A 1,146-nucleotide genomic window follows, 5' to 3' on the forward strand; every position below is an offset into this window, starting at 1 on the left:
CCCCCCCAGGGATACGGTGCTGTGACGATTCATCGTATCGGTGGCAGGCTGCTTTTCTGGACAGACATTCAACCCGCAGACTATCCCGCCCGGAAACGGCAAAGGCCACCCGCGTGGTGGTGTTGGCGCCTCGGTTATCAAGTGTCTTGAACCTGCCCGCATTCATTGAGTTCCTCTGCCTGGTGATTCAATGATTCCTAGCCATTCACCTGGGGGAACATTTGAAGAGAAAACTCGCATTCACAGCCATTGCCATGCTCATGCTGGCTGGCTGCACCGCGCCCGTACAGGCGCAGCCTGCCGTCACTGAAACGGTGGCCACTGAAACAGCCGCATCCGAACCGGTGCCCAAGGTAATCGGCGTCTCTTATGACTGCCTCGATGAAAACTTCGAGAACGAACTGACGCTCAACGCCCTCTCTGACGTCTGGAATGAAACCAAGTCCCTTGGCGAACTGAACTGCGAAGCGACCCTTACCGAAGACGGCGAGCTGACGGGCACAGAAGCGAAGGCGCTCAAGAAGGCCTACGGCGAGGACGCTGAACGTGACGATCTCTCGATCCTGTATGGGATCTGCACCGAGATGTCCATCGAAGAAACAGGGAGCAAAACCCAAGCTGACGAAATGGCCGGGGCCTTCATGCTCTGCCCGGACCATCCGAAGAAGAAGAAGATCAAGAAGAGCATCGCCATGGGACTGGCCGCTGAGAAGGAACAGGCAGCCATCGAGAAGGACCGCAAAAACGGCAAATTTGTCAGTGAGGGTGCTTACCTGATCGGCAAGGATGTCGTCCCCGGGACCTGGCGTTCTCAGGGCGAGAAGGTCACTGACTGCTACTGGGAGGTCTCGGACGCCAGCGGGAACATCATCGACAACAACTCCATCAACGTTGCCCCGCAGTTCACTATCACCGTCCCGGCCAGCGCCTCCGGACTAACCATCCGGGGCTGCTCCTTCCGCTGGGTCCATCCTTAGCACCCGTGGGTAGGGTCCCCCGATAGCCGGCAAGGGCTGCCATCGGCACCACAAAGGCCACCCTTTCAAAAGGGTGGCCCTGGTCTGTTGCGGCGGCTGGTGGCCCGCCGTTAGCTGACCAGTTGGTTTTGTGACTGCGAAAAGGCTTGATTGACGCTTGGGAATTCTT

General features: G+C 58.1%; 1 protein-coding gene. It reads left to right on the forward strand.

All coding sequences use genetic code 11. The annotated features are described in order from the left end of the window. The first annotated feature begins 221 nt into the window (after positions 1-221). Positions 222-977 carry an Rv1352/Rv1906c domain-containing protein gene (locus HGG74_RS20830; protein WP_168489448.1) on the forward strand — a complete coding sequence of 252 codons (756 nt, stop codon included), beginning with the start codon at positions 222-224 and terminating at the stop codon, positions 975-977. Positions 978-1,146: the final 169 nt, after the last annotated feature.

It is taken from the genome of Arthrobacter mobilis (assembly GCF_012395835.1).
GTDB classification, from domain to species: domain Bacteria; phylum Actinomycetota; class Actinomycetes; order Actinomycetales; family Micrococcaceae; genus Crystallibacter; species Crystallibacter mobilis.